The organism is Sporomusa sphaeroides DSM 2875 (assembly GCF_001941975.2).
Taxonomy (GTDB): Bacteria; Bacillota; Negativicutes; order Sporomusales; family Sporomusaceae; genus Sporomusa; species Sporomusa sphaeroides.
This window is the reverse complement of sequence record NZ_CP146991.1, coordinates 397,269-417,556: the sequence shown is the minus strand read 5'-3', so window position 1 is coordinate 417,556 and position 20,288 is coordinate 397,269. Positions and strand designations below refer to the sequence as shown.

Here is a 20,288-nt window from a genome sequence, read left to right as displayed (position 1 = left end):
TTCATCCGATAGCTTTAGACTTGGCGGACTACTGACTGTCACCTGCCCGCTTTTTATCCTGTGCACCAAACTCTACCGGTCGCTTTTTCATGAACCTTTGCGGCGCGCGAATCAATGTGTCTTTCCAATCGGCAAAAGTATCAATATTCAGCATGCCGCCAAGATAGGACTCGCCAAAATTTTTCAGCGAACAAAGGTGCACGGTAATAATAATAACACCCAGCATCACTCCATATAAGCCCAGGGTAGCTGCCAGAAACAGTATGGGAACCCTGAGCGCCCGCAGCCCCAGGCCAAAAGAATAGTAAGGCATGGCATAAGACGCAATGGCGGTAGTGGCAATTACCACAACCAGCAGCGGGTTGACCAGTCCGGCCTGGACAACGGTAGTGCCAATAACAAAAGCCCCCACCATACTGGCGGCACTGGAGACCTTCTTGGGCAGCCGGGTGATGGCTTCCTGAAAAAGCTCCAGCAGGATTTCCATTAATAGTGCCTCTAAGAATGAGGGGAAGGGTGTCCGCGCCCTAAGTTCGGCAATGGATATCGCCAAACCGGTTGGCAGCATGCCGGGATGGTAGGATACGATCGCAATATACAATGCCGGCAGGTAGATGGCAATAAACGCGGCCGCGTGACGGCTGATCCGGACCAGGCAGGCCACCGAAGCCGGGATGGTATAATCGTCAACAGCCTGCATAATACTGGCATAGGTACAGGGGATGATAATGGAAGCCGGAGTATTATCCACAAGAATTGCCATCCGTCCTTCATAGATGGCAGCCATTACCTTTTCCGGCCGCTCCGTAGAGTCCAGTTGCGGAAAAGGCGTCCAGGGATGCTCAACAAGGGTCTCTTCCAGCGTTTTGGATACCAGGATAATATCCTTATCAAGAGCCTGAAGCCTGCGCTCTACTTCCTCCATAAGTCCGGGCTTAACCAAATTCGCCGAGTAAATCAGCGCTACCGATGTCTTGCTGCGCTCCCCCACTTCCAGGATACGGATTTTGATATTGGGATCTTTCGCGCGCCGGCGCAGCAGCACAAGATTATCTTTCAGCGTTTCATTAAAAGCATCTTGCGGGCCGCGCAAACTTTCTTCAAGTACCGGTGCACTGACATTGCGTTTAACATATTTAATAGCGTCAATTGATAATAGCTCCGGTATACCGTCAATCAAAACAAGGACATTGCCGCTCATGACAGCCTCAACCGCAACATTGGCACTTGTTTCCAGGTTGAGGGCAGCTACCGTGAGCCTTTCTGCCATTAGCTTTTTTAGATCGGCGCCTTCTGCGGCAAACACCATCAGCGGCTTCAATACATTGAGCTCCAGCGCAGCAGAGTCAACCATACCATCCAGAAATACCAGCAGCGCCTGCCTGCCGCCTGTCTTAAAAAACCGGAATTTGATATCACTGCAATCGCGAAAAACCGCTTGTAACAAGGTAACATTTTGCGATAATTCCGGTGTAAAAACAAACATATCATCATTGGCTGCCGGTACAGCCCTGAGATCAGCCAAAACCCCGGACATATCCTCGCCAATGCGGGCACTGTCCTGAATCAATTGCTTTAGCGAGGTTAGTTGTCTCTTGACTGTATGCAGCTCATTTTCCGGTAAAACATCTGACAGTTTGCCAAGCCTGCACAGGTTGTCCTTATTGTTTTTCCCCACCGCCGGACAGCCTCCCTTTACCGTTCCAGTACGCCAATAGCCTGTGCCATATTGTCTGCCAAAATATTTTTTACCATCTGAAGCTCAACTGGCTCACAGCGGATAATAAGAACAATCTGGCCAAACCCGGTATTACAGGCTCCATTTTTTTCCCAGTTTCTTTTCCGAAAAATAATTGAACCTGTCAGCCACAGGCCAGTCCCGCAGAACAAGCCGATCAAGCCCCAGACAATAGGCCCCCCATACCAGACAAACCCGTATATTGTCGCAAGCACCATGGTAGCCGTGCCAAAAGCCAACGAACCCCCAACCAGGCCTACTCCATCAGTATCCTGCAGGGAAGTCAACACATGAACAGAAGTTCTTTGACATTGTAATGGCACAGCCATAATGTTAGCTTTACCCAAGCCTTGTTCCTCCAGGCGGGCAACCGCTAGCTCCAGATTGAGCGAGTGGCGATAGGTAGCGATAATATACATGTTTCAGGCCTTCCATCATAAATACTACTACAAGCACTACAGCGGCATTTCAAAGGCTGCATCCTGGTAATTATTGTGCAGAAACTGGGCTTGCTCCCGGTCAAACAGACTATTGTACTCCACACAATAGGCATAAGCATCATACATGCTGAAACAGTAAATAGAAGGAAGAAACAGCAGCCATTGAGGATCAGCACTCAATACCGCCTGGCCGAACTGACCAAGCAGGGTCAGGTGCAGCGCCGGCAAAAAACCCGAATAAAAGACAGTCATTGTCCATATTCCAATCAGCACTAACGCCGTGGTGAGTCTGGTCGTATAAACATGCCCCAGTCCGGGCATGAGCATCGACCAGACAATCGCCAAATAAGGCGGCCGCTTGTCCAGGATATTAATCCCTATCCCGGTAATAGCCTGCGGCTTGATACTGAGCGGCTGGTTTTGGGTGATTTGCGCCACTTTATTAATGCTGACAGCCATCCGGTAGCTGCACCAAATGTTAAAAATGTAGACAGGGCAATATAAGAGCAGCCACCGGCTGTCAACTACGGCAATACTCATGTCAAACCGGCCGGTAAAAGCGTAAACAATGGCTGCATTTAAGTTGGAATTAACATTGATAATAATCTCCCAGATAATAAACAGATACCCCTTCAAATGGCTGCACAGCGAAATATAGCCAAATCCAGGAAAAGCGGCCGACCACCAGGCAATCACGCCAGGAGGACGGTGATAAATCATCCCGATAGTATAAAAAGTAACTTTGGCTGTTTCACGCCGGCGCATACAAGGCTGCATACAAGGGGACGGTTCTTCTGTCTTATTCACCTTAATCCCAACGCTTTTCGACTTTCACGCCTTTAAAATAATGGGTAACAATGTCCTCAGGCTTTTTACCATCTTTCGCCATACGGTTAGCTCCCCACTGGGACATACCGACTCCATGACCGTAGCCCTTACCGGCAAAGGTTACATTCTCTTCCCCGACTTCGATTTTGTCTAACAGCATGGATTTAAGTTTGGTACTGTCCAGCGCCACCCGCAGTTCAGGTGCTGACACTTCCACTTCACGGTTAACCCTAAGCATAACTGCCCGGCCTGACGGGCCTTTCTGGGTAATTTCAATACTGCTGATATCGTTTACTTTTTTGCCCATCTTGGCCATAGCTGCCATAACAGCTTCTTTCGGGAAAACAATTGTCCAGTTTTTAATATCTGCAGGTGCCAACTCATCCGGTGATTGAACAGATTGGATGTAAGGCGGCTCAGCCTCCCGGTAGTTGAGCCCTTCTTTGGCAGTAGCGGTAATACCACCGGCCGAAGCGTGGAACCAGCCTTTAATGGGTTTGCCCTGATAGGTTAAGACCATACCGCGGGTCATTTGCACGGCCTTTTTAACATTGTCATTAACCGCCTTGGCATTATAAGCCTGAAATTCCTTGATATCGGTGGAAGCCTGGGTGCCGCGTTCAGGCACACCACCTTTGGTCTCCATCGCCTCCAGCGTAAAAGTGCGGGCAATAATTGCCTGAGCTGCCAGCGCTTCTACCGGCCAGTCGTTCTTCATCTCCCCGGCCACAACCCCGGCAAGATATTCTTCCATTTTCATAGTCTTTTTCTCACCGGTTTCATGCATAAATACAGTAATATCCGGCTCTTGCTGCTGGGTGGCTTGTTGGGGAGCAGGCGTCGGAGGCGTTTCCGGTTTTTTCTGCGGCGAACTGCAGCCGATAAGCGCCAGACTTAAAACACCAAGTAATACCAAACAAACAATAATTTTTCTGTTCATCCTAAATCCACCTCGCTAAACATTTTCTTCTATCTTATTATGGCAAGCAAATGCCTGTTGCATACATTTATAAAAACTTAACACAATCATTACAAAGCATGTCTTATTGAGGATTATACTGGATATAGTTACTTAGTCTTGTTAGGAGGAATCACGTTGCCACTAAAACTGCCTCAATGGCTGGATGACATTTGTAGTAGCATTATGGGATTTAACAATGCGGCGCTGCAGCTCAGCGGTATTTCCCTGGCCGATGCGGCAATATCATCCGCGCCTTGCATCACACCAGACTTAGGAAAAGAGCTGGAGGCAATTATTAAAGGCAGAAGAATCACACCTGTTTATCAACCCATTGTCAGCTTGCAAACAGGAACTATCATGGGCTATGAAGCATTGAGCCGCGGCCCGGCAGATAGCCCGCTGCATTATCCGGCCAACCTCTTTCGCGTTGCTATCGCTACGAACCGCCTATTAGCCCTCGAGCAACTATGCCGCGAGACAGCACTTAGGCATGCTACCACCCTCGGGGTAAAGCAGCTGCTGTTTCTCAATATGAATGCCGAGGTTGTCAAGGACCCTGATTTTCGCGGCGGCCTGACTAAGGCATTCTTAATCCGTCAGGGTCTTAATCCTGATCAGGTTACTTTTGAAATTACCGAGCGTACAGCCATTACGGATTTCGAAAGCTTTGCCAAATCACTCAACCATTACCGCCAGCAAGGGTACCGCATTGCCGTAGACGACGCCGGTGCAGGCTATTCCAGTCTGGAAGCCATTGCGGCACTTCGTCCTAATTACATCAAACTTGATCGCTCCATTATTCACGCCATTGATAAAGACCCGCTCAAACAAGCTATGGTTGACGCTATGACCAAGCTGGCTGCAGTTATCCACAGCAAGGTTATTGCCGAAGGCATTGAAAGCGCTGACGAACTGTCCACCCTGATTAGTAAGGGAGTACACTATGGTCAGGGTTATTTTCTGGCACGCCCGGACTTTCCGCCGCCGAAAATATCTGAGGAGGTGCTGGAGATGATTGCCGATTTTAATTTTCAGGATAAACAGGCCAAATCCCGTTCCCGTAAAGGCCTTGGAATAAACATCGGCGAAATTGCCGAGCCGGTTCCTACCGTACAACCTGCCACAGCGGTAAATACGGTTGAGGAGATTTTTACCACAAGACATGTCAATGGCCTTGTGGTTGTTGATGATGGGGACCGGCCGGTCGGCTTACTCATGAAGGATAAACTGTATTATCAGTTAGGCACAAATTATGGAATGTCCCTGTATTACCGGCGCCCGGTTGAGCGGGTAATGGATAAAAAACCACTCATTGTTAATGCCGAACTGCCGCTGGAAGCGGTCTCACAAATTGCCATGGGGCGGGAAGAATACAACATATATGACTTTATCATTGTTGTCCGGGACGGCAAGTTTTTGGGTACAGTATCGGTGATGTCACTGTTAAATAATATAACCAACCTGCAAATCCACCGGGCACATAATTCCAATCCGCTTACCGGCCTGCCGGGTAATCTGGTTATCGAAAGCCGCCTTAAGGAGCTGATTGAGAACAGGGACGCTTTTGCGGTTATGTATCTTGACCTTGACAACTTTAAGGCATACAATGATAAATATGGTTTTGAACGCGGCGATAAAGTACTGCTGCTAACCTCACAGATAGTAAGCCGGAGCCTTGGCAAGTCAGGCTCTGCCGATGATTTTTTCGGCCATATCGGTGGCGATGATTTCATCATCATTACCAAACCCGAATATGTACAAAATATCGCAGAAAACATTATTGAACTATTTGACCGCGAGGTTACCAGCCAGTATCACCCTGACGATCTAACTAAAGGCTATCTGGAAGTCAAGAATCGCAAAGGCCAGTTTGAACGCTTCCCTGTCACTTCCATTTCCATTGCCGTTGTCACTAACCAATTGCACCCTTTTAACAATTATCTTGAGCTTGCCGAAGTAGCCGCCGATCTAAAAAGTCTGGCCAAACAGCAAGCCGGTTCCTGCGTTGTCTATGACCGCCGGCACAAAGCGAGTCAGACAACAGCCCGATAGCTAGCAAAAAACACGCCGCTTGTTTGCCGCTTAGCGGCCTTTTTTGTCCTAACAGAAAGTATAACTTTCTTACAAGCAGGATAAGGGCAACATCGGCTTTCGCTTTCGCCAAAGGCTCGGCGCAAGCCGTGTTTTCTTTATATATAAAGTCAATTTACATCTTACTGGATCCTTTGGAGATAACTCCCTTTTAGAAACCCAGACCCATAGAGCGGGTTAAGCATCAGAAAAAATTTAACACTTTATTAATCCGGTGTTAACAGTCATCTTGCTGCAACTTGCTATCATAGTAGTAAGACTCCTGCTTCTGGCATCCAGCTTTAAAGCCAGAAAAACAGCAACTTTGGTTATCGGATAAAAATAAGATTAGTGACGAGGTGATCACTTTGTCGACAAGAAACAAACCGGTAAAAATTTTATTGGTTTCCGCATCACTGGGAGCCGGCCATACACAGGCAGCCCAGGCGATTAAGACAGCACTTGAAAGCAATCATTTAGCTGCAGCCGAGGTTGTCGACTTCATGGCCGGCGGCAACTCGTATCTTAATACACTGGTAAAAGAATCGTACCTTAAAATGATTGATATCTTCCCTGATATGTATGATCTTATGTACCGCTTGTCGCAGATGCCGCTGCCTGGCAGTAAAGTGCAAAACCTCATGGCCATAACTATGAAACGAAGCATGCTTGACTTAACCCTCAAACACCGTCCTGAGGCCATTATCTGCACCCACCCCTTTCCCTGCGGCGCGGCGGCCTATCTTAAGCGCACCCGCCAAATTACCACACCGCTTATTGGTGTTATTACTGATTTTTCCTTACACCGCCTCTGGTGCTATAGCGAAACTGATTTATACTTTGTCGCCACCGCCAAGCTGAAACAGGAATTAACGCTGCAAGGGATCAACCAAGCCCGCATTCATGCCACCGGTATTCCCATCGACGCCAAGTTCCAGCCTGCTGCGACTGATCAGGCAGCCATTCGCCAGACGCTGGGTTTTACCAATACACACCCTGTCATTCTCATTATGGGCGGCGGTCTTGGACTGGGTGATTTAAAACAGGCAGTGTTTGCGATTGATGCTTTACCGCTGCCGTTTAATTTAGTGGTGGTGACCGGCCGCAACGCAACCCTTCGCCGCAGTCTTTTAGCAAAAGCCCACGAGCTTACCCATCCGGTCAAAGTCATTGGCTATTCCCGGCACATTCCTGAACTTATGGCCGCAGCCGATTTACTTATCACTAAACCGGGAGCCCTTACTATCAGCGAGGCGTTGTCCATGCGTTTACCTATGCTTTTCTGCCAGGCCATTCCCGGGCAGGAAGAAGAAAACGCCGCCTATCTCAGCCAAAGAGGTGCCGCGCTATGGGTCCAAAACAACCATAACCTGGCCAGCACTGTCTATGAATTGATGACCGAACCTGAGCGCCTGCATTATATGCGGGAGATGGCAGGCCTGCTTGCCCGTCCCGCTGCCGCTCAAACCATTGCAACCACCATCTGGCAAAAGCTCTTTAGTTCCGGAGCCGCAGTATCGCGTTAAAAAGCGTTGACAACTGGTAATGGGGAGGACATGACTTATGCGAACCAAGTCATTATCAGCAGGAGCCACAGGCGTAGCCGGAGCCAGACTGTTGCTCACTGCCATTAGCCCGTTTCAAAGTTTGTTTGACCGCCCCAGCATAACACATGAGTTTCTTAACAGGCAGGCGGTTACCATTTTACACAATGACGGTTTGGAAACTCATGCGTATTTTCTTGAGCAGTTTCTTCCTGAGCTTACGGCTGGCGTATATTGGGCCGACAAAGGCTGGAAAAATATCAGCCATTACTATGAACCATTGACAGGCAAAGGCTTATGGCAATTTGCCACCGCCCTTGATGATTTTTCGGTCTATTATGAATTGGCCCTGAAAAATGCCTGGCAAAGCAATTTTGCCCAAAGCATTTTCTTCCTGGGAGCCGCCGCGCATCTGCTGCAGGATGTTTGTGTTCCGCACCACGCCCGGGCCAAACTCTTTGCCGGGCATAAGGAATATGAAAATTGGGTTAAATGTAACCATACTGCGTTCGCCAGCGAATACCAGGGTATATATACCGCGCCTTTAACCCCATATGTGCTCCTTATCAATAATGCTGCCGCAGCAGCCGACTATTTAGAATGGGTAACAGAGGAAAATCATACCCGCTTTCATACTGTGACCACCTGCCTTCTTCCCCTCGCGCAGCGCAGCACAGCCGGCTTGTTTGAATGTTTCTGCTCTACAGTTGGCATTAACCACATAACTAACAAAACCATCGTAGCCTAGCCCCTAAAAGGGACTGTCACTATGCTTGCTGACAAAGCAAGCATAGTGACAGTCCCTTTTGCCAATACCTTACGCCACCTAACTATTTGGATTATATAAATCCTTGCTATCTAATCGCAAATCCTAAGTGGCGAGAGGTACTAGTTTTATTTTTTCAAATAAAGGCGTTACCCAACTAAACGCGAATAAAATAATATGATAAAATGTAGATTTTGGGACATGCCTACTTAGGAGGTGTTTCATCATGTCAAACATAGAAGCAGAACTTAAATTGCGCCTGGCTGATCCATCCTGCCAGAGCAGCCTGTTAACCGCGCCTTTGCTCAGGGAGCTGGCAACACAGCTGCCCTGTAAACAAACACTGGCAACTACCTATTACGATACCGCCGACCGGCGCTTACTCAAATCGCGCCTGTCGTACCGCCTGCGTTCGGCTGCCGGGGAATGGACAGCCACCGTCAAAGCCGATGGCACCAGTGACGGAGGGCTTCACCAGCGCTTTGAGTATAATGTGCCGGTAAAAAGCCCGCAGCCCAGCATTGAGCCCTTTCTCCTCACAGATATCGGCGACCGCCTGGCTGAAGCTGCAGGCGATAGGCCTTTAGAGCCGGTATTTAGCACCTGCTTTGAGCGCAGTACAATGGAAATTATTACTCCGGATGGCAGCAACATCGAGTTGGCGCTTGATGCCGGCAATATTCTGGCCGGTGATAAACAACAAGAGATTTTAGAGCTTGAGCTGGAATTACAAGCCGGACAACCGCAAGCTCTCATTTGGCTGGGAACGGCTTTAGCCACACAGTTTCCGCTATTGCCCGAACAGGATAGCAAACTGTACCGGGCAACCGTATTAGCCGGACTGGCAGACAGTCTTGCCCAGGATATCCCCCTGCCTTCCCCGCTGACAAAAGCCAGTGCTGTCCTGCCTGCACCTCGGGCGCTCAGCGAAATCATGATCCATACCATCCACAAGACAATCAGCGCCCAACAGGCTTATCTGGCCAATCCTGACGATAGAGAAGTACTGCATAACTTCCGCATGGTATTGTGCAAACTCCACTCGCTCTTACAATTTGCTGAACCGCTAATGCCGCCTGAAGAGTACACCGACTGGCAGAACAAGCTAAGCACTTGGAATCGCAAGCTTGGCCGCCTCCGCGACCTGGATGAGTTTAGCCTGACTTGGGACCAGTTGACAGGTTATATGCTCCGGGTAATCCCTAACTATTCAGGCAAGCCGGTACTGACAGAAATCATTGCGGCTAAACGCAAGGACGCAAAAAACAACTTCCATACTGCGGTTGCCACAGGTGAACTTACACCGGTACTATTAGGCTTATGGTCATTTCTGCTAAACTGGGCCGCCTCCGGCAACAATCAGGTATTATGCAAGAGATTTGTTTATCTTCGTTTCGGCCATTGGCTTACATCCCTCTTACAACAGGGCAATGAGCTTGATCTCAGCGATTTAGCTGCCATCCATGAACTCCGGATTGACGGCAGACGTCTCCGCTATACGCTTGAGGCTCTGGCCCCTGTGCTGCCGGACAGTTCGCGATTACTTGTCAGACGTTTGGAGCAGCTCCAGGACATATTAGGCGAGATCAGGGATGTTGCTTTCACTCCGCCGTTATTACAGGAACTGGTCAAGGCTTCGTCCAGCCGCCTTTCCCACCGTGACGCGGGTCTGATTACAGGCTGGCAGCTCGCAAAGTCAGCCGCCGCCCAACCACAATGGGACAAAACGTGGGCCAAGCTGAATAAAGCCGTCACCAAGCAAAAAAAGCTAAAACCGTTGGCAGATGGTTCGGATGAAGCTGCCCGGCAGTCTAATTAATTTTCTTAATCTACCTGCTTTTTCGCCAGGTATAAACCGTCAGCACGGTCGCCCATAGTGCGGTAAGTATCTGATATTCTTCCAGAGTCTTAAAGGTCATGATAATATATACCAGTACTACAATAATGGCGAAAGAGATTATTCCATATATTAGTTTCTGCATTTGCCCCTTATTAAAGGGAAACCTTCTTTGCAGCGCTAAATTAGACCAGGACAAAGAATGAGCCGCCTGCCGCTTGACGGTATTCAGGGTTAACATTCTTTCGTCCACAACAGGTAATGGCCTGGTATCTTCCAATCTGTCTTTTAACCTGCGGCCACAATGGCGGCAATATTTTACGTAACCGGCCAGGTTTTTTCCGCAAAAATCGCAATACATGACTATTCCTCGCACAATTAGATACTTTTTGTCTATCATGTTCTAAAATACTCATTTTATTCCTCAGGTGCGGGAAAAAACCGAACTGGTGACTTTAAGCCACCAGTTCGGTTCAAAATAAAGAACCAACACATTTAGGCTGGCCATCTGCTATAATAGGGTATATACTCTTAAGCCGCTAACTAAATCCACATTAAGGGGGACGCCATGAATATTACGGGAGAACAAAAAATGCTCGCCATACTTGCCCACCTGGCCTATTTACTGGGAGGGCTGGGATTCATTGTGGCGCCGCTGATCATTTTCCTGCTCAAAAAAGATGACCCGTTTGTCTACGAACACGCCAAACAGGCCTTAATAGCTCACCTCGCCATTTTGGTACTTTCTATAATCACCAGTTTGTTATGCATGATAGTAATTGGTGTCTTGCTGCTGCCGGTAATAGCACTGCTTTGGCTGCTGCTGCTGGTAACCTCAGTTATTGCGGCAGTAAAAGCCATCAACGGCGAATATTACGAGTATCCTTTAATCCAGAAGCTTGTGCAAAAATTATAATAAAATCCCGCCTCGCAACACTGCTTGCGGAGGTGCGGGCAGTCTTAGGACAGGTCCGTCGGCCTGATAGCGACGCGACCTGCGTTCTATCAGGCTTAAAGATAAAAACGGGACAGAGCGTTTAACGCTTCTGTCCTGTTTATCATTTCGGCAGCACTCACTTTGTGAATTAATGACCGCCGCCGTTGGCTTTGCGTTGGATATACTTACTGGGCAAAGTGAACATGAGGTTAAAGATAAGAATGGTAATAATCAATAATGCACCGGTGCCGTCGGCAATAGCTACCCGGTCGGGGACCAGGCCCACCGCCATAACGTACCACATATGCACCGCCAGGGTTTCCCCGGCGGCCATGACATTAAAATCAGGCAGTATACGGGATACAGTGGTACCGGCAGTAAATATCAGAATGGCCGTTTCGCCTAACGTCCGGCCGGCGGAAAGCGTAATGCCGGTAATGATGCCAGGCAGGGCGTTCGGCAGTACTACCCGCCAGATGGTCTGCCATTTGGTAGCTCCCAATGCCAGGCTGGCCTCCCGGTAATGGGCAGGCACTGTCCGGACGGATTCCTCGGTTACCCGCACCAGTATCGGCAGGTTGAGCAGCATCAGGGTAAGTGCACCGCCGATAATACTAAACCCCATTCCCAGCATATTGACAAAGATAATCATGCCAAACAAGCCAAGAACAATCGAAGGCACGGTGGCCAAACTTTCGGTACTTAATCTAATCATATCTGTCAAACGGGTGTTGGCTGCATACTCGGCTAAATAAATGCCGGCGCCAACAGCTACCGGAATAGAAAATAACATACAAAGTCCCAGGATATAGAAGGAGTTGAAAAGCTGCGGCCCCACACCACCGCCGGCATGAATATCACTGGGCTTGCCGGTAATAAAATCCCATGTTAGCACCGGCAGTCCTTTATACAGCATATATCCTAAAAAGACAATAAGTATGCCTAAAATAATAATCCCTGCCAGCCACATAATAGCGGTGGCTGCTTTATCCTGACTTTTTGCCGACATTATACCACCCTCCTGGCCGCAATCTGTCTAATAATCAAGATCATAACAATCGAAAGGATCAGCAGCACCAGCGCCATTAAGAACAACGAATTGCCCCAGGCCGAACCAAAGGGTGTATTCCCCATTTCCACCACAATTTCGCTGGGCAGCGTCGACGTTGGCGTAAATAGCGACTTAGCCAATTGCGGTGTATTGCCGATGACCATCTGTACTGCCATGGTCTCGCCAATGGCTCTGGCCATGGCTAAAATAACAGCAGTCAAAATCCCCGGCAATGCGGACGGCAGCAGCACCTTCGTAATGGTTTGCCAGCGGGTGGCTCCCAACGCTAACGACGCTTCTTCCAGCGTCTTAGGCACTGCCCGGATGGCGTCTTCGGAAATGCTGATAATGGTAGGCAGAATCATTATGGAAAGAATAAGAGCGGCTGCAAACAAGCCAAACCCTGTATTTACCTGAAAAAACTCACGAATAAAGGGAACCAGGACTGTCAACCCGACATAACCGTAAACAACTGACGGAATGGCCACATACAAATCAGTGGCTGGCCGCATGATTTCCCTCAGCCAGTCAGGCGCGATTTTGGCCATAAAAATGGCTCCGGCCAATCCCAGCGGCGCCCCCAATAGCACGGCCAGCACGGTGACATACACTGAGCCGGCGATAAAGCTCAAAGCACCATATTGGTTTTCGGTCGGATCCCATTTGGCAGAAAAGAAAAATTCCATGGGGCTGACTTCCTTAAAAGTCATCAAGCCTTGCTGACCTACAAACACAATAATAGATATAATAATTATCGTCATAAGAAACGCACTGGCGATAAACAAATAGCGCACATATTTGTCATACATAAGTTTGAGTTGGTGGTCCCGATTGCTGGCGGTTGCAGCCATCTACAGTCACATCCTGTCTAAAAGAATAGTTCGTCTCAATTATACGCTATTATTGTGTCCTGTTTTGTTAATGCAATGTTAAGTTTATGTTAAGGTTAGGGTAAATAAACAGTACAAGCCCTGAGCGGCAGCTCAGGGCTTGTACTGTTTATAGTAAAGGGGAGGGATATTTATTTCTTCATCTTAGTGACAGGAACAAAGCCGTTTTTCTCAGCATAGACATTTTGAAACTCCGGACTTGTTGCATAATCAATAAAGGCTTTTACCGCACCTGTGGGCTCGCCTTTGGTAAACATGCGGCCAAAGGTATATACCGGATATTTACCGTCAATTACATCATTGATACTAAATTTTACGCCATTGTACGCCAGTGTTTTTACCGATTGGTCAGCATAAGCGGCATCCACATAACCGATAGCGCCCGGAGTGCTGGCAATGGCTGCACGGACTGCGCCGTTAGAATCCTGAATGACTGCATTGTCGGTAAAAGCAGCGCCTTTCAGTACGATTTCAGCAATGGCACCGCGGGAACCGGAGGATTTGGCCCGGTGGATAATGGTGATTTTCTGGTCCTTACCACCTACCTCTTTCCAGTTGGACACTTTACCGGTAAAGATATCCACATATTGCTGCTGGGTCAAATTATCCACACTTACATCGGTATTAGTAATGAAGACAAAGGGGATACCTACCAGTTTGGTTTCAACAAGGCCTTTATCTTTTAAGCTGTCCTGCAAGGGCACATCAGAGTTGCCGATAGTAACAGAACCTGCCGCTACCTGATTTTGCCCGGTAAAAGAACCACCGCCGGCAATATTCACGGTAACCTTAGGATTTTTGTTCTGGAACTCTTCCTGAGCCGGTTTTAATAACGGTAGCAGCGCCGTCGAGCCTGACGCAGTAACAGTACCCGACAATTCTCCTTGTGCCGGAGCATTTTTCGGTGTTTCTTTCTGACCGCCACAGCCGGCCACTAAACTTACGCCCAACATCATAGCCAATGCGCCTGCTAACAGTTTTTTCGACAGTTTCATAGTTGTTCTATTTCCTCCTTAACGTTTGTACGGTTTTCGCATCTTTATTGTAATTCATTTAAACAAGCCTTGTGTTAAGGAAATGTTAAGGGAATGTTAAAGAAAACACGGCTTGTGCCGAGCCTCTGGCGACGGCGGAAGTCGATGTTGCCCTTATCCTGCTTTTAAGAAAGTTATACTTTCTGTTAGGATAAAGAAAGCCAGGTAGCTTTTAGAAACCATTTACGGTATATTGTTACTATATACCAGGTCATCTTCCACTCCACCGGCAAAAGCCGCAGTCTTAAGCCAAGGAAGCACCCATTTAAAAATCCCTTCAGGGAGGTAACACGCATATGTTTGCCCGCAATCTCCGCAATCGTCTGGTTATGCTGTTTTTACTGATTGTTCTCTTTACATTGACGGCGCTTGGCAGCTACATCCTATGGTTTTTCTATCAGCACAACATTGCCAGTCTTAATGCCGCCATGCTCAGCCAGGGAAAAATTATTGAAGAACTCATTTACCGTGATATGTCCGGTCCCATCCAAAAAGCCCAGATCGATGAAAAGATAAAAGAGCTGACTTCCCGGATTGACTTAAGGGTTACTATTATTGACGCTGGCGGCACTGTCATAGCCGATTCTGAACAGAATCCCGCACTCCTGGAAAACCACGGCGACCGCCCCGAAGTAGCCGCAGCTCTGTCCGGCGGCAACAGCTATAACATCCGGACAAGCGCTACGCAGGAGAAGTCTCTGCTCTATGTTTCCACTCCGATTTTTTACCAAAACGAAATTACCGGTGTGGTACGGGTAGCTATGCCGCTTGACCATATTGATGCCGGCTACCGGAAAATATTATCTGTCCTCCTGGCCGCCGCCCTCTTAACCTCAGCTGTCGCCATAATTTTCAGTTTGGCCTTTGCCTATCGGTATACCCGCCCGCTGGAACAAATCATCCATACAGCCAACACTATTGCCGGCGGCGATTTGAGTAAACGGGTGTTCATAAAAACAGGCGATGAACTGGAGATACTGGCCCATAGTATTAACAATCTCACCTCCAGCCTGGAGGACAAGGTCAACGATATGATTGCCCAAAATCACAAACTGGAGCTGATTCTCCAAAACATGGGGGATGCAGTTATCTTGCTTGACAGGTTTGGCAAGGTCACTACTGCCAACAAAACAGCCATGGTTATCTTTGGGATAACCGACCAAATGCTGGGGCAGCACAATATTCAGGTTATCGGCAATAGTCTGCTCAATAAAGCAATCCAGACTACGCTGCAAGAAAATCAAAGCAGGATTATCGACTTAAAAACCAATATTCATGCTAAAAAGCGGGTATTCCAGGTCTTCCTGGCCCCCATTACCGGCAGCGAAAATGATATTGGCGGCGTATTATCTGTGTTTCATGACATAACCACCCTCCAGGAAATTCATGACCGCCAGGCCGATTTTGTTACCAACGCCTCCCACGAACTGGCCACACCGCTCACTGCCATCAAAGGCTTTGCCGAAACACTGTTAGACGGCGCACTGGAACAGCCTGAACTGAGCGAAAAATTTATCCGGATCATCCATGACGAAGCCGACCGGATGCACCGTCTGATTAATGATTTGCTCAAACTGGCCCGGCTGAGTGCCCAGGAATACCGCGAACAAATCCATTTAGAAGCTGTAGCCATCCTGCCGGTACTGACGGCGGCCAAACAAGATCTGTCTCCCCGGTGGCAGCAAAAAAATCAAACCGTTATCTTAAAATGCAAACAGGAGGGGCTTACTGCCCTGGCTCATCCCGACTGGCTGAAGCAGGTGATTGTTAACTTGCTGGAAAACAGTATTAAGTATACCCCGGAAGCCGGCAAAATACAGCTCACCTGCTGGCAGACAGACAGTCAGATCAAAATTGCTGTCCAGGACTCCGGCATCGGCATTCCGGCTAAAGACCTGCCGCTCATTTTTGACCGGTTCTACCGGGTAGACAAAGCGCGCACCCGTACCGCCGGCGGCACCGGTCTCGGGCTGGCCATCGCTAAGTTTATTGTGGAAATGTTGGGCGGACACATTGCGGTGGAAAGTAAGGTGGATGTGGGGACCATATTCACCATCTCCCTGCCCCTAAGCGAAAACCGTCCATAGCGCCCCACCTGCTTCGTTGCTTCTGCGGGCGTTCCCTCCAACGTACTTCCCAGTACGACTACGGTCACGTCCTCGTCGCGCCTCGCATCTGGAGCACTCTGAACGGTTTTCGGCCTGGTGCCGGCAAAAGGGGACGATGGGATGACGGATTCGTTTCAGCAGAGCTGAAACATCAGGAGAAAACATAAACGGGATTGCTGCACTGTGCTGGTGCGGCAATCCCGTTTGCTGTTTATAAACCTATTTTTTTCTCCGGCGCTGGCCTGTTACCAGATAGATGGTCCACTCGGCAATATTGGTGGCGTGGTCGGCCACCCGCTCCAGGTATCTGGCGACAAAAATAAGCTGAGTGGCCTGGGTAATGGTCTTGGGATCTTCCATCATATAGGTCAACAGTTCCCTGAATACCTGATGGTAGATGTTATCAACCTCATCATCGTTCAAGCACACTTGCTCTGCCAGGGTAATGTCCAAGGTTATATACGCATCCAGCGCATCTTTCAGCATTTTTTGCGACATCTGCGCCATGCGGGGAATATCCACCAGCGGCTTGATCAACGGCTGGTTAGCCATATCCAGAGCTATTTTAGCAATATCATAGGCGTGATCGCCCATACGCTCCAAATCGGTGGTGATTTTAAGTCCTGTGCCGATAATCCTGAGATCACGGGCAATAGGCTGCTGTCTGGCAATTAAGACCATGCATTTGTCTTCAATGTCTATTTCCATTTGGTCAATTTCGTCATCATAATCCATAACCCGTCCAGCCAATTCAGCATCCTGCCGGGCCAGCGAATTCACTGCATCATCAATAGCCCTCGCAACCGCCATGCCCATAGTTAACAGGCTCTGGCGCAGCTGTTCCAGTTCCTGATCATAATTATGCCTTATTGTCATATTGTTCTTCCTCCTTAGCCAAAGCGCCCGGTAATATAATCTTCGGTTCGCTTATCCTGCGGACGGGTAAAGATGGTATCGGTTCGATCATATTCCACCAAATCACCATTCAGGAAAAAACCGGTATAATCAGAGACCCGGGCTGCCTGCTGCATATTGTGGGTAACCATAACAATGGTATAGCTTGTTTTAAGCGCAGTAACCAATTCTTCGATCTTCATGGTGGAAATGGGGTCAAGCGCCGAACAGGGCTCGTCCATCAACAGTACTTCCGGTTCTACGGCCAGTAACCTGGCAATGCACAGCCGTTGCTGCTGACCGCCGGACAAACCCATAGCCGATGTATGCAGACGGTCTTTGACTTCGTCCCATAGCGCCGAACCTGTAAGGCTCTTTTCCACAATCTCATCAAGCACAGTCCGGCTGGTTTGTCCGTGAATGCGCGGGCCATAGGCAATATTATCGTAAATAGACATAGGAAACGGATTGGGACGCTGAAACACCATCCCGACCCGTTTTCTCAGCATAACGGTATCCACTTTGGGATGATATATATTCTCGCCGTCAAGCAGTACTTCGCCCTCGATTTTCACACCCTCAATCAAATCATTCATCCGGTTGAGAGTTTTGAGAAAAGTGGATTTGCCGCAGCCTGACGGGCCGATAAGAGCCAGCACACTGTTTTTTGCAATAGCAATAGAAATTTTTTTAAGGGCCAGGACCTCTCCATAGTATAGCTTGAGTTTATTCACCTGGATTTTATATGTCATAAGCCAGTCTAGCCTCCTGTAGTTTCTCATATGCACTATAACATAAAAGCAGCAGCGCGAATGTTAATATCTTGTTATTTTTTTGTTAAATTTTCATGATTATCTATGCCCAACAATGCCTAATATTACTACTACCGTACGCCTTTCCGCTCAATGTTAAATAACTGTAAATACTGTCAACTGTCCAAAAAACTGTCCAGTAAATACATGAAAAAAGCAGGCTATTCGCCTGCTAAATAAGCCGTTATTGCATTGGCAATGTTCTCTTTATCTCCGGGCATCAAGTGGCCATATGTGTTATATGTAATGCCTACATCCGAATGGCCGAGGTATTCAGCCAGTGCTTTTATGTTCTCTTTCCGGGATATGCATATACTGGCAAAAGTATGCCTCAGATCATGAAATGTCCGGCGCTCAATTCCCGACTCCTTAACAATATCATTAAATTTTGAAGCCAGAACTGTTAATGATAAAATTTCCCCTGCTGGCTTAGCAAACACCAGATTATTCTTCTCGTATACGTCCCCTAATTCTAATTGCGCGGCTGCCTGCTTGGCTTTATGCCTCTTTAACTCCGCAATGACAGTGTCATGTATGGGAATAAACCTGGAGCAGTCAGTTTTCGTACTCCCTATGATATACTTTCTATTTGCCCGGTCATGCTTAACACTATGCTGAATATGAATCCTTTTAGACTTAAAATCCACATTGTCCCATTTAAGCGCTGCCAATTCTCCTTTTCTTGCCCCGGTATGAATAGCTAAATAAATTATCGTATAAAAGGGACTACCTTCAGCAGCTTTTAATAGCTTAACAATTTCATCTTTAACCAAAGGCTTAATCTTTTTTGCTGCCGCCGCCGGTAGCGCTATTTTGACCAAAGGGTTTTTGGTTATATAACCGTCAACCATGGCCATGTTTAATGCATCATTTAACACGGCTTTTATTAATTTGAGCGTACTTGGCGATAGCTTTTCACCCTTTTTATTAAAAAACTCCTGTATGTGTACTCTTTGGAGTTTCTTAAGCTGGGTATTACCAAGCTCAGGAATAATATGCTGATTAATCTGGTGTTCATACGCTGCATAGGTTGTAATTTCTGATATAGGCGGCTTCTTGTATACGACCAGCCATTTAGTGAGCCACTGGCCTAGCGTCTTTATATCTGTCGTTGCCTTAATACCGTCTGCAATATCTTTTAAAAAGGTTTTTTCATTCGCCTTGCATTCCGCTTCTGAATTGCCATAAATATTTTTTCTGCCCTTATTACCATAGTTATCTGTATAACTGATCTTTTTCCACCACTTGCCGTTGGCGAGCTGCTTGGGTTTAGTGCCTGCGCCGTTTTCCCTGCGCTCCTTTGCCATCGACTACACCTCACAATCCATTTTAGTTTAAGGGCGGGATTACCCCGCCGCCTGCTCTCTGAACCGCTCAGAGCAAAATTTCATAAGTGCTTCTTGATCTTCCTGGCTCACTACGAGGATTGTTGCCACTGCTATATTGTCAGATTCAGCAGTATTACATATAACACCATACCGCTTACTTAGCGCCTTAACAATATCCAGTGTGGGCATAGAGTCAAGTAGCTGATCACTACTCACTGTGGCAATTCGTTCTGATAACTTTTTCAGCACCCTGTACCGCTCATTAGGTGTAAGTGTGGGCATGTTATACTTAAGGCTGATAAAGTCATGTCCACAATCGTGGCTGATTGCAATTTGTTTATGAATGCGGTTCATTAGCAAACCCCCTTGTTGTTAGAATCAATTATCATCTGTTGCCTAACCCCGGCCACCAGCTCTATGGCTGCCCTGGTCATGCTAGCGGCTGCCGCCTGTGCCGGCGTTTCTGGGTACCGCAAGCCTTCAGCGATCACCAGCAGCCATTTTTCAGCGTCCTGGATATACCTGTTAAGGCGGTCACGCTCAAAGTCTGTCATTATAGTTGCCCTAAAAGCACGGCCAAGCGCAGACCATCAGCAAACCCCTTATTATAATGCAGATAGGTGATTGTGGCCTGTTGATCTTCTAGCAATTCCTGCCGAGCAGTAACAAAACCCTGCCAACTGTTTTCCATATCTGTGGCCACTATTCGCTTACCGGAAAACATACTCGCCACCGGCAAATTATTAAAGGCTTGAACATGTGGTATAGGTACTGCTTCCTCTTTGACTATGCTATCCGTACTTCTCCCAAAAACTCTAGATAAAATCATTAGTTCATCGCTGGTTAACTCTCGGCCAAACAGGCCTCTTAGCTGGTCAATTTTTTTCACTGCGAATCCCCCCATTTGCACAAATTAACTCTACAAGGTTATCATATCACCTTGCGGGGTTAATTTCAATACTCTTATTAACTTTATAAAGATAAATACTGTAAATAAAATTGCAATTTTTAACCCTGCAAGATACAATAATAACTATATAAAGGGAGGCG

General features: G+C 47.7%; 20 protein-coding genes. 6 read left to right on the top strand and 14 right to left on the bottom strand.

Annotated elements, in window-relative coordinates; genetic code table 11:
- Nucleotides 1-28 precede the first annotated feature (28 nt).
- From SPSPH_RS01815 to SPSPH_RS01800, 4 genes are read right to left on the bottom strand one after another with little or no spacing between them, the layout of a single operon-like run.
- Nucleotides 29-1,678: a spore germination protein gene (locus tag SPSPH_RS01815; RefSeq protein WP_075752663.1), complete on the bottom strand. Its 1,650-nt coding sequence runs from the start codon at nucleotides 1,676-1,678 to the stop codon at nucleotides 29-31.
- A gap of 17 nt (nucleotides 1,679-1,695) precedes the next feature.
- Entirely contained in the window at nucleotides 1,696-2,157 is a 462-nt protein-coding gene (locus SPSPH_RS01810) for a hypothetical protein (RefSeq protein WP_075752661.1), read from the bottom strand.
- A 36-nt stretch (nucleotides 2,158-2,193) separates the two neighbouring features.
- Complete coding sequence (locus tag SPSPH_RS01805; protein WP_143558948.1) at nucleotides 2,194-2,985, bottom strand: hypothetical protein; 792 nt, start codon at nucleotides 2,983-2,985, stop codon at nucleotides 2,194-2,196.
- Between the two features lies 1 nt (nucleotide 2,986).
- Complete coding sequence (locus SPSPH_RS01800) at nucleotides 2,987-3,946, bottom strand: SpoIID/LytB domain-containing protein (protein WP_075752657.1); 960 nt, start codon at nucleotides 3,944-3,946, stop codon at nucleotides 2,987-2,989.
- A 156-nt stretch (nucleotides 3,947-4,102) separates the two neighbouring features.
- Between SPSPH_RS01800 and SPSPH_RS01795 the strand changes: the two genes are divergently transcribed.
- The 4 genes from SPSPH_RS01795 to SPSPH_RS01780 all read left to right on the top strand — a co-directional run bounded on the left by SPSPH_RS01795 (nucleotide 4,103) and on the right by SPSPH_RS01780 (nucleotide 10,166).
- Nucleotides 4,103-6,019: a GGDEF domain-containing protein gene (locus SPSPH_RS01795; protein ID WP_083945355.1), complete on the top strand. Its 1,917-nt coding sequence runs from the start codon at nucleotides 4,103-4,105 to the stop codon at nucleotides 6,017-6,019.
- 386 nt (nucleotides 6,020-6,405) lie between these two features.
- Nucleotides 6,406-7,563 carry an MGDG synthase family glycosyltransferase gene (locus SPSPH_RS01790; protein ID WP_075752655.1) on the top strand — a complete coding sequence of 386 codons (1,158 nt, stop codon included), beginning with the start codon at nucleotides 6,406-6,408 and terminating at the stop codon, nucleotides 7,561-7,563.
- A 37-nt stretch (nucleotides 7,564-7,600) separates the two neighbouring features.
- Nucleotides 7,601-8,329, top strand: coding sequence for a zinc dependent phospholipase C family protein (locus SPSPH_RS01785; protein ID WP_075752653.1), 729 nt, complete (start codon nucleotides 7,601-7,603; stop codon nucleotides 8,327-8,329).
- Nucleotides 8,330-8,573: 244 nt separating this feature from the next.
- The gene (locus tag SPSPH_RS01780) at nucleotides 8,574-10,166 is read left to right on the top strand and encodes a CYTH and CHAD domain-containing protein (RefSeq protein WP_075752651.1); all 1,593 of its coding nucleotides are present in this window, start codon (nucleotides 8,574-8,576) and stop codon (nucleotides 10,164-10,166) included.
- Nucleotides 10,167-10,176: 10 nt separating this feature from the next.
- Here the strand turns inward: SPSPH_RS01780 and SPSPH_RS01775 are convergent, their stop codons facing one another.
- The gene (locus SPSPH_RS01775) at nucleotides 10,177-10,545 is read right to left on the bottom strand and encodes a hypothetical protein (protein ID WP_075752649.1); all 369 of its coding nucleotides are present in this window, start codon (nucleotides 10,543-10,545) and stop codon (nucleotides 10,177-10,179) included.
- 207 nt (nucleotides 10,546-10,752) lie between these two features.
- On the opposite strand from SPSPH_RS01775, the gene SPSPH_RS01770 reads away from it, so the two are divergent.
- Nucleotides 10,753-11,100 (top strand): DUF4870 domain-containing protein, encoded by a 348-nt coding sequence (locus SPSPH_RS01770; protein WP_075752647.1) that lies wholly within the window; start codon nucleotides 10,753-10,755, stop codon nucleotides 11,098-11,100.
- 169 nt (nucleotides 11,101-11,269) lie between these two features.
- Here SPSPH_RS01770 and pstA read toward each other — a convergent pair whose 3' ends face one another.
- The 3 genes from pstA to SPSPH_RS01755 form a co-directional block, all read right to left on the bottom strand.
- Complete coding sequence (gene pstA, locus SPSPH_RS01765) at nucleotides 11,270-12,130, bottom strand: phosphate ABC transporter permease PstA (protein ID WP_075752645.1); 861 nt, start codon at nucleotides 12,128-12,130, stop codon at nucleotides 11,270-11,272.
- Nucleotides 12,130-13,023, bottom strand: a complete 894-nt coding sequence (gene pstC / locus SPSPH_RS01760) for a phosphate ABC transporter permease subunit PstC (protein WP_075752643.1) — start codon at nucleotides 13,021-13,023, stop codon at nucleotides 12,130-12,132. The genes pstA and pstC overlap by 1 nt, the downstream gene beginning before the upstream one ends.
- A 170-nt stretch (nucleotides 13,024-13,193) precedes the next feature.
- Nucleotides 13,194-14,057: a phosphate ABC transporter substrate-binding protein gene (locus SPSPH_RS01755; RefSeq protein WP_075752641.1), complete on the bottom strand. Its 864-nt coding sequence runs from the start codon at nucleotides 14,055-14,057 to the stop codon at nucleotides 13,194-13,196.
- A gap of 335 nt (nucleotides 14,058-14,392) precedes the next feature.
- Here SPSPH_RS01755 and SPSPH_RS01750 point away from each other — a divergent pair, with 335 nt between their 5' ends.
- The gene (locus tag SPSPH_RS01750; protein ID WP_075752639.1) at nucleotides 14,393-16,183 is read left to right on the top strand and encodes an ATP-binding protein; all 1,791 of its coding nucleotides are present in this window, start codon (nucleotides 14,393-14,395) and stop codon (nucleotides 16,181-16,183) included.
- A 240-nt stretch (nucleotides 16,184-16,423) separates the two neighbouring features.
- Here the strand turns inward: SPSPH_RS01750 and phoU are convergent, their stop codons facing one another.
- The 6 genes from phoU to SPSPH_RS01720 all read right to left on the bottom strand — a co-directional run bounded on the left by phoU (nucleotide 16,424) and on the right by SPSPH_RS01720 (nucleotide 20,127).
- Nucleotides 16,424-17,080 (bottom strand): phosphate signaling complex protein PhoU, encoded by a 657-nt coding sequence (gene phoU / locus SPSPH_RS01745; protein ID WP_075752637.1) that lies wholly within the window; start codon nucleotides 17,078-17,080, stop codon nucleotides 16,424-16,426.
- Nucleotides 17,081-17,094: 14 nt separating this feature from the next.
- Nucleotides 17,095-17,850 (bottom strand): phosphate ABC transporter ATP-binding protein PstB, encoded by a 756-nt coding sequence (gene pstB / locus SPSPH_RS01740; RefSeq protein WP_075752635.1) that lies wholly within the window; start codon nucleotides 17,848-17,850, stop codon nucleotides 17,095-17,097.
- Between the two features lie 221 nt (nucleotides 17,851-18,071).
- Nucleotides 18,072-19,217, bottom strand: coding sequence for a tyrosine-type recombinase/integrase (locus SPSPH_RS01735; RefSeq protein ID WP_075752633.1), 1,146 nt, complete (start codon nucleotides 19,215-19,217; stop codon nucleotides 18,072-18,074).
- A gap of 39 nt (nucleotides 19,218-19,256) precedes the next feature.
- Nucleotides 19,257-19,592 carry a hypothetical protein gene (locus SPSPH_RS01730; protein WP_075752631.1) on the bottom strand — a complete coding sequence of 112 codons (336 nt, stop codon included), beginning with the start codon at nucleotides 19,590-19,592 and terminating at the stop codon, nucleotides 19,257-19,259.
- On the bottom strand, nucleotides 19,592-19,792 hold the full coding sequence (locus SPSPH_RS01725) for a hypothetical protein (RefSeq protein WP_075752629.1): 201 nt from the start codon (nucleotides 19,790-19,792) through the stop codon (nucleotides 19,592-19,594). The genes SPSPH_RS01730 and SPSPH_RS01725 overlap by 1 nt, the downstream gene beginning before the upstream one ends.
- On the bottom strand, nucleotides 19,792-20,127 hold the full coding sequence (locus SPSPH_RS01720; protein WP_075752627.1) for a hypothetical protein: 336 nt from the start codon (nucleotides 20,125-20,127) through the stop codon (nucleotides 19,792-19,794). Before SPSPH_RS01720 ends, SPSPH_RS01725 begins: the two co-directional genes overlap by 1 nt.
- Nucleotides 20,128-20,288: the final 161 nt, after the last annotated feature.